This is a genomic window from Herbidospora cretacea (assembly GCF_001570605.1).
Lineage (GTDB): Bacteria > Actinomycetota > Actinomycetes > Streptosporangiales > Streptosporangiaceae > Herbidospora > Herbidospora cretacea.
On the sequence record NZ_BBXG01000030.1, the window covers coordinates 1 to 7,936 of the forward strand.

Here is a 7,936-nt window from a genome sequence, read left to right on the forward strand (position 1 = left end):
CTGCGGGGCCACCCGGACCCGCGGGGCCGACCGGACCCTGGACGCCGGCGGGACCCGCCGGGCCGGGCGTGCCGGGCGTGCCGGGCGCACCCGCCGGACCCTGCGGTCCAACCGGGCCGAGGCCACCCTCCGGACCCGCCGGGCCGGCCGGGCCGGTCGCGCCGGGCGCACCCGCCGGGCCGACCGGACCAGCCGGGCCGGTCAGACCGGTGTTACCGATCGGGCCCTGGGGACCGACCGGACCCTGCGGTCCAGCCGGGCCGTCGGGGCCCGCCGGGCCCTGGGTGCCGTTAGTACCCGCGGGGCCCTGGGGTCCAGCCGGGCCCGAGGGGCCCTGAGGTCCCTGCGGTCCCTGCGTCCCAGCCGGGCCACCGGCCGGTCCCTGAGGACCCTGGGGACCCATGGGTCCCGAAGGTCCGAACGGACCACGAGGGCCGATCGGGCCGCGGGGGCCCATCGGGCCACGCGGACCACGGATGTAGATCTTCTTCTTCCAGTGGTAGCGAGGGTCGTCGTGCTCGACCGAAGCCACAGTCTGGATCCCCGCCACGCTCTGTACCCGCATCGGGGCCGCTGAGCGGACGGGCACGTTAGGGTTTTGGGCCCCCTGCTGGGTCGTGCCGGGAACCTGCGGGCCCTGAGGACCCTGGGGGCCCTGCGGGTTCTGCGGGAACTGCGGCTGCTGCGGCTGCTGCGGGAACTGCGGCTGCTGGTCGTTGTTGTCCCAGCCGTTGTCGTCCCAGCCGGCGTCGTTGTTGTCCCAGCCGCGGTCGTTGTTGTCCCAGCCGCGGTCGTTGTTGTCGTCCCAGCCGCGCTCCTCCATGCCGCCACGGTCGTGGTGGCCGTGGTGGCCGTGGTGGCCGTGGTGGCCGTGGTGCTTCTTGTCCTCGTCGTCGTGCTTGTGGTGGTGCTTCTTGTGCTCGAACTTCTCTTCGAACTTGTGGATGTTGCGGTGGTGGTGGAAGCGCTCGTGGCGGTGGTGGTGGTGGTGGCAGCGGCCGCCGTCGTGGTGGTGGCCGTGGCCCCAGTCGCTGGCGCCGGCGTAACCACCGGTGCTGCCCCAGCCGCCCTCGTCGTCCCAGCCGCCGTCGTCGCCGCCCCAGCCGCCGTCCCAGCCGTCGTGGTGACCGTGGTGGTGGTCACAGTGGTGGTGGAAGCGGTGGACGAAGTGCTGACGGTGGTGACGGTGGTGGACCCGGTGGTGGCGGTGGTGGTGGTGGCGGTACCGCTTGATGATCTTGACCCGCTTCAGCGGGCGCTTCTCCTTGAACTTCCAGTCGACCCAGCCGACGCTGTCGCTCAGCATGCTCGAAGCGGAGCCGGTCGCGGTCGCCGCGGAGGCGGCGGTGCCACCGGCGAGGACCATGCTGCTCGCCGCTACGGCGACGGCCAGCGCCTTGGCGCCGCGGACGGCGCGACGTCCGAACTCGCGCCCTTTATCCTGAAAAGTCATGTCAGCCCATGCTCTTTTGATACGTGCATCCGAATTACGGCCTCTGAATTGATTCCGTAATGTTGAGTAGGGTGCCCCGCGTACCAAAAAGCGAAAAGCTGGACATAGCTAACGAACGTAAACGAGTTCCTATTGCCCAGGAAAAGCGCCGACGTTCCGACAAGAGAGGACGTTGGTCATCGTCTCCCTGATCTCGCTGGACGGATCGTCCAGATCGTCGGTCGTGACCCCCCTCAGCGCGGAGCGCAGACGCGTCAGATCAGCGGTGAGCACGGGGTTCGCGCGCCCCGAGACGCCGTCGAGCCGACCGGCGACCAGGCCGTCGATGATTTTGAGTGGCGCGGCGAGATTCGGACTTTTCGGATCAATCTCCTGAATTTGGGCGACGACTTCGACGGCTGCTTCGCATGGCGTACGACTATCGGCCCAAAACAGGATATACATCCCCAGGCCCGACATGACTAATATGACGGAAATTGCGACAGCGAGGCGGTGCATCAGTACTCCGGAATGACGAGGGAACACGCCACAGGATGCCGTGAATAGGCGGAAGGTTGTCTTCCCATGACGAATACGTTGGAGTTCCCGGAATGGTCCGTCCTGATATTTCCGGATTTGTCGTGAGGTAGTGCATGCCCTCAGAGGGCTTGACCTGGAGCGCGCTCCAGCACGCAGACTCAGCCGCGACGACGGGAGGAACACATGAGACACCGCACGATCGGAGCCACCCCGCAGACCCGGCGCGAGGTGAGCGTGCTGTCGCTGGGGGCGATGCTGTTCGGCTCGGTGACCGACGAGGCGACCAGCCTCGCGATCCTCGACCGGTTCGTGGAGGCGGGCGGCACCTTCATCGACACCTCGGGCAACTACGCCGCCTGGGTCGACGGCGGCCAGGGCGGCCAGAGCGAGGAACTGCTCGGCCGCTGGCGCAGGTCACGGGGCATCGGCCCGGAGATCGTGATCGCCACCAAGGTCGGCGGCCGCCCGCGTTCGCCCGGCGGGACCTACATCGACGACGCCGAGGGGCTGTCGGCGAAGGTCATCCGCGAGTCGGCCGAGCGCAGCATGGAACGCATGGGCCTCGACCGGATCGACCTCATGTACGCGCACATCGAGGACCACGACACCCCGGTCGAGGAGACCGTCGAGGGCTTCGCCGCCCTCGTCGCCGAGGGCCTGGTCGGCATGCTCGGGGTCAGCAACCACGCCGCCTGGCGGGTCGAGCGGGCCCGTGCGACGGCGAGACGGCTGGGCCTGCCGGGCTACGAGGTCCTCCAGTACCACCACAGTTACCTGCGCCCCCGGTTCGACCTGCCCGGCCCCCTGTTCCCCGACGGCAACCTCGGGGCGGTGGGGGCCGATCTGGCGACGTACATGAGAGAGGAGAAGGACCTCACGCTGGTGGCCTACTCGCCGCTGTTGTCGGGCCGCTACACGCGGGCCGACAAGGAGTTCCCGCCCGACTACCGCCACCCGGGCGTGGACGCGCGGCTCGCCAGGGTCCGGGAGATCGCCGCCGAGACCGGGGCGACCGTCAACCAGGTCGTGCTGGCCTGGCAGATCGGGCACGACCTGCCGATCATCCCGCTGGCCGGGGCCTCCTCGGTGGCCCAGCTGGAGGAGAACCTGGGGGCCGTGGACTTGGAGCTGACCGCCGACCAGAGGGCCCGGCTCGACGCGACCCACTAGCTAGCCTGGGGAGCATGGGAAAGATCTTTATAACGTCGTCGGTGTCGCTCGACGGCTACATGGAGGGGCCTGACCGGGACATCTCCTGGCACCGGGTGGACGCCGAGCTGCACCGGCACTTCAACCATCTGCTCGCCCCGGTGAGAGCCTTCATCGACGGGCGGGTCACCCACGAGCTGATGCAGGACTACTGGCCGACCGCCGACCAGGACCCGGCGGCCTCTCCGGAGATCGTCGAGTTCGCCGAGATCTATCGCTCCAAGAAGAAGTACGTCTTCTCCCGCACCCTGGAGAAGGTCGCCGACGACACCGAGATCGTGCGCGAGCTCGACCCTGGTTGGGTCAGGGACCTGAAGGCCGCTCCCGGAGCCGACCTCGCGCTCGGCGGGGCGAACCTGATGGGCCAGTTCATGCGCCACGGCCTGATCGACGAATACCGCCTCTACCTCAACCCGGTCGTCCTCGGCGGCGGCACCCCCCTGTTCCCGCAGGACCTCACGATGGACCTGCGGCTGATCGAGACCCACCCCTTCAACGACGGCGTGGTCGAGCTGGTCTACCGGCCCGGCCCGAACAGGTCGTAGAGGGCCACGGCCAGCGCGGCCACCACGAAGGCGGCCGAGGTCAGCATCGCCACCTGGAAGCTCTCCGCCCAGTTCCGCGAGGTGTCCAGGTGGGCGAAGTAGATCGCGCCGACGGTCGCGATCCCGGCCGCCGACCCGATCCGCTGCCACGTCTGGAGCACGCCCCCCGCGCTCCCCGCCCGCTGGACCGGCACCCTGCTGAGGGTGAGGGTCTGGTTGGGCGAGATGACCAGGCCGCTGCCGATCCCCGACAGCAGCAGCGGCCCGGCCGCCGCCCATCCCGCGTGGCGGCCGGGCACCTGGTGCACGGCCAGCATCGTGGCGAGGAAGCCGACGGCCACGATGAACAGCCCCCACGCGACCATGGCCCGGCCCCACCGGCCGACCAGCCGCCCGCCGAACCCCGAGGCGATGCCCGAGCCGATCGCGAACGGGACCGAGGCGAGCCCCGCCTCCAGCGCCGTGTAGTTCAGGCCGTTCTGCAGGAACAGCGTGTACACGAAGAAGATCGCGGTGAACCCGGCGAAGTAGAGCACGCCGATCAGGCCGCCGAGGGTGAACGGCCGCGACCGGAACAGGTCCATGTGCACCAGCGGCTCGATCCGCCGGACCGCCCGCAGCTCCCACCCGACGAACGCGGCCACCACGGCCAGCCCGGCCGGGACGAGCAGCCACTTCTCCGGGCCCGGCCACACCTGCGCCTGGAGGAACGGCAGCAGGATCAGCATCAGCGACAGCGCCAGCAGCAGGAGCCCGACGGGGTCGACCCCCGGCCTCAGGGTGCGGGCCCGGTTCCCGGCGGGCAGCATCCGCATCGCGAACGGCAGCGACGCCAGGCCGATCGGCAGGTTGACGTAGAAGACCCAGCGCCAGCCGTCCTCGTGGCCGAAGATCTGGATCAGGATGCCGCCCAGCAGCGGCCCGACCGCCGTCGACAGGCCGATCACCGCGCCCAGGTAGCCGAAGGCCCGGCCCCGCTCCCCGCCCTGGAACATCTCCTGGATGAAGCCGGTGACCTGCGGCATCATCAGCGCCCCCGCGACGCCCTGGACCAGGCGGGCGACGATGAGCCACCACTCGCTCTGGGCCGCGCCGCAGGCCGCGCTCGCGGCGGTGAACAGCACGATGCCCCACATGAACACCGCCCGGCGGCTGCGCGCGTCGCCCAGCCGCCCGCCGGGGATGAGGGCCAGGCCGAAGGTGAGGGCGTAACCGGAGACCACCCACTGGAGGCCGCTGTCGGAGGCGCCGATCCCCGCCTGGATGTCGGGCAGCGCGACGTTCACGATGGAGACGTCGAGCAGCGTCATGAACGCGGGGACCAGGCAGACGGCCAGGGCCCGCCAGCGACGGGGACTCATACCCGGAGCAGTGCCCCCACCAGGGGATTCACCAACCCTCCGACAGGGTGCGCGCCAGCGCGGCGGCGAAGAAGGCGGCGCTCTCCTCGGTCAGCACCATCGGCGGCTTGATCTTCAGGATGTTGAGGTCGTCGCCGGTCGGCTGCACGATCACGCCGAGCTCCAGCATCCGGTCGCAGATCGCCCGCGTCTCCTCGGTGGCCGGGCCGCCGTCGGGGCGGTTCAGCTCGACGCCCATGTAGAGCCCGAGGCCGTGGACGGCGCCGATGATCGGGTGCTTCTCGGCCAGCGTCTCCATGAGGTCGCGCAGCCGGTCGCCGACGTTCTCGGCGTTCGCCTGGAGGCGCTCCTGCTCGATGACGTCGAGCACGGTCAGGCCGGTGACGCAGCTCACCGGGCTGCCGCCGGCGCTGGAGAAGAAGTAGCCGACCTTCCGGTAGGCCTCGGCGATCTCCCGCGTGGTGATGACCGCCCCCAGCGGGTGGCCGTTGCCCATGGCCTTGGCGATCGTGATCACGTCGGGGACGACGCCCTGCTGCTCGAAGCCCCAGAAGTGGCGGCCGAGACGGCCGTAGCCGACCTGGACCTCGTCGGCGACGCACAGGCCGCCCTTCCGGCGTACCTCGGAGTAGATCGCCGGCAGGTAGCCGTCGGGCAGCGGGATCCCGCCCGCGTTGCCGTAGAAGGCCTCGGCGATGAAGCCCGCCGGTTCGCCGACCATCTCCAGGGCCTTGGCCAGCGCGTCGGGGTCCCGGTGCGGGGCCGGGACCGGGCGGACCCAGGCCGGGCGGGTGGCCGGCGCGTTCGGGTTGTCGGCGGTGGAGGTGCTGACGGCGTCGGAGGCCGCCGTCCAGCCGTGGTAGGCCTCGGCGACGCAGAGCATCTCCTCGCGGCCGGTGGCGACTTGGACCAGGCGCAGCGCCAGGTCGACCGCCTCGGAACCGCTGTTGACCAGGAACACCGTGTCGAGCGGGTCGGGCGCGAGGTCGGCGAGGCGCTGGGAGAACTCGGCGATGGCGCGGTAGTTGAACCGCGAGTTGGTGTTGAGCAGGGCGAGCTGCCGGGACACTGCCTCGGTGAGGCGCGGGTGGGCGTGGCCGATCGCCGCGACGTTGTTCACCATGTCGAGGTAGGTGCGGGCGCCCGTGTCGGTGAGGTGCTGCCGCCAGCCGCGCTCGATCTGCGGCGGGTCGGCGTAGTAGTGCTCCTGGACCTCGGCCAGCGCCCTGCGGGAGAAGGGCGCCGGTTCCGGAGCGGGCCGGATCCCGAAGAGGGGGCCCGGGTCAGGGCAGATCGCCTGCCAGGCGCGGTGCTCCTCGGGGGTGACGAAGGCCGGGGGTTCGAGGTCGCGGACCGAGCAGAGGGTCGCGTAGACCGGGCCGGTCACGGTGCCGATCCGGTCGCCGGTGCGGATCGTGCCCTCCCACAGCTCCACGCCGGACAGCCGCAGATCGAACTCGGGCCCTTCGATCACGCCGTCGCGGACCTCGCCGTCGAAGGGCGCGTCGACCCCGCTGCCCAGCGGCGGACGCGACTCCACCCCGAGCGGCACCGTCGCGGGCGCGTCGAAGGAGTGGGTCCGGGTCAGGGTCAGGCGCGGTTCGCCGGCCCGGTGGGCGACCCCTTCCTCCGGCCGGTACGTCTCCCACACCCCGCCCGGCAGCTCACTCGTCACCGAGAGGTCCCGCACCGGCATGACCGGAACGATCGGCCTGCCCGTGAACCGGGCCGGGGGAGTCTCGCGGAAGGCCGCCTCGGCCACCTCGAACGGCAGGCTCATCGCGGTCTCGAAGGCGCGGAACTCGGCGTCCTGCCGCTCGGTCGCGTAGTCGTTGTCGGGTTCGAGCACCGCCTGGTGGACGCCGCTGACCACCAGCACCGCCGTGCGCGCCACGATCGCCGGCCACAGCGCGGCGAGTTCGTCGCCGGTCAGCGGCACGACCCGCTGGAAGGCCCGCACCGCCGGGAGGATCGCCAGCGGCCGGTCGGGCGCGTGGTGCAGCAGCGAGGCGCAGGTCACCGCGAGCTCGCCGACGACCCAGCCGTGGCCGAGGTCCCCGAAGTCGATGACGCCCTCGGGCACCGGCCGCCCGTCCGGCCCGGTGGAGCAGACCACGTTGTCGTCGGTCAGGTCGCCGTGGATGGCCTGCGTCCGCAGGTTCGCCGCCAGGGCGTCGAGCCGGTCGCAGGCCTGGTCGGCGGCGCGTCTGACCAGGTCGCGGCCGGTCGACAGCGAGCCGATCATCTGGTCGATCTCGGTCCTGGCCCGGCGCAGGTCCCACTGTGACACCCGGTCGAGCCCGGGGTGGTCGAGGTCGGCCAGGTTCGCGACGACCCGCCCGGCCAGGTCGCCGAGCCGTCCGACGACCACGGGCGCGAGGTAGGCCGACTCGATCAGCGGCGTCCCCGGCACGAACGTCAGCAGCCGCGCCCGCAGCCCGTCGCCGAACCGGGCCACGTAGCCGCCGCCGACGGCGGGCTGGGGCTCCGGCACCCGGATCCGGCCGTGGAGATGGACGAGCGCGGCGTCCTGGGCGTCGAGTTCGGCGTCGGTGTAGCCCGCGTTGGCGACCTTGAGCAGGTAGCGGCCGTCGACGACGTAATTGCGGTCCTGGTTGCTGCCGACCTCGCTGACCTCGCCCGATACGCCGAACAGCGAGGCGGCGACTTCTCGGGCCTGGTCGAGGGTGACGTCGGGGCGGACGACGTTCATAGGCCGATATTTCCGGTCATGTCGCTCAGTCTTTCATCGGCGAAGAAACGCGTGTGATCTAAGTTGTCACCGTTTAGGTAGATAGCTCTTCTTTGCGGGATCGGCGAGCATGAGGCGGCCGATTCGGGGGCCGTAG

5 protein-coding genes and 1 pseudogene are annotated in these 7,936 nt (G+C 70.8%); 2 read left to right on the plus strand and 4 right to left on the minus strand.

Features of this window, described 5'->3' with window-relative positions; genetic code table 11:
- Together AW270_RS41970 and AW270_RS35870 are read right to left on the minus strand one after the other, a co-directional pair.
- Positions 1-1,453 (minus strand): annotated as a pseudogene (locus AW270_RS41970) (hypothetical protein); the annotation flags it as partial.
- Positions 1,454-1,582: 129 nt separating this feature from the next.
- Complete coding sequence (locus tag AW270_RS35870; RefSeq protein ID WP_061300603.1) at positions 1,583-1,951, minus strand: hypothetical protein; 369 nt, start codon at positions 1,949-1,951, stop codon at positions 1,583-1,585.
- A 204-nt stretch (positions 1,952-2,155) separates the two neighbouring features.
- On the opposite strand from AW270_RS35870, the gene AW270_RS35875 reads away from it, so the two are divergent.
- Positions 2,156-3,142 (plus strand): aldo/keto reductase, encoded by a 987-nt coding sequence (locus AW270_RS35875; protein ID WP_061300604.1) that lies wholly within the window; start codon positions 2,156-2,158, stop codon positions 3,140-3,142.
- Between the two features lie 14 nt (positions 3,143-3,156).
- The gene (locus tag AW270_RS35880) at positions 3,157-3,726 is read left to right on the plus strand and encodes a dihydrofolate reductase family protein (RefSeq protein ID WP_061300605.1); all 570 of its coding nucleotides are present in this window, start codon (positions 3,157-3,159) and stop codon (positions 3,724-3,726) included.
- On the opposite strand, the gene AW270_RS35885 is transcribed toward AW270_RS35880, so the two are convergent.
- Positions 3,699-5,087 carry an MFS transporter gene (locus AW270_RS35885; RefSeq protein ID WP_061300606.1) on the minus strand — a complete coding sequence of 463 codons (1,389 nt, stop codon included), beginning with the start codon at positions 5,085-5,087 and terminating at the stop codon, positions 3,699-3,701. The two genes, AW270_RS35880 and AW270_RS35885, sit on opposite strands and share 28 nt — an antisense overlap.
- A 28-nt stretch (positions 5,088-5,115) precedes the next feature.
- Entirely contained in the window at positions 5,116-7,800 is a 2,685-nt protein-coding gene (locus tag AW270_RS35890; RefSeq protein ID WP_061300607.1) for an aminotransferase, read from the minus strand.
- Positions 7,801-7,936: the final 136 nt, after the last annotated feature.

What these genes read in the sequence shown, in the direction of transcription:
- AW270_RS35870 (WP_061300603.1), bottom strand. Translation starts at nt 1,951, where the DNA reads ATGCACCGCCTCGCTGTCGCAATTTCCGTCATATTAGTCATGTCGGGC.
- AW270_RS35875 (WP_061300604.1), top strand. Translation starts at nt 2,156, where the DNA reads ATGAGACACCGCACGATCGGAGCCACCCCGCAGACCCGGCGCGAGGTG.
- AW270_RS35880 (WP_061300605.1), top strand. Translation starts at nt 3,157, where the DNA reads ATGGGAAAGATCTTTATAACGTCGTCGGTGTCGCTCGACGGCTACATG.
- AW270_RS35885 (WP_061300606.1), bottom strand. Translation starts at nt 5,087, where the DNA reads ATGAGTCCCCGTCGCTGGCGGGCCCTGGCCGTCTGCCTGGTCCCCGCG.
- AW270_RS35890 (WP_061300607.1), bottom strand. Translation starts at nt 7,800, where the DNA reads ATGAACGTCGTCCGCCCCGACGTCACCCTCGACCAGGCCCGAGAAGTC.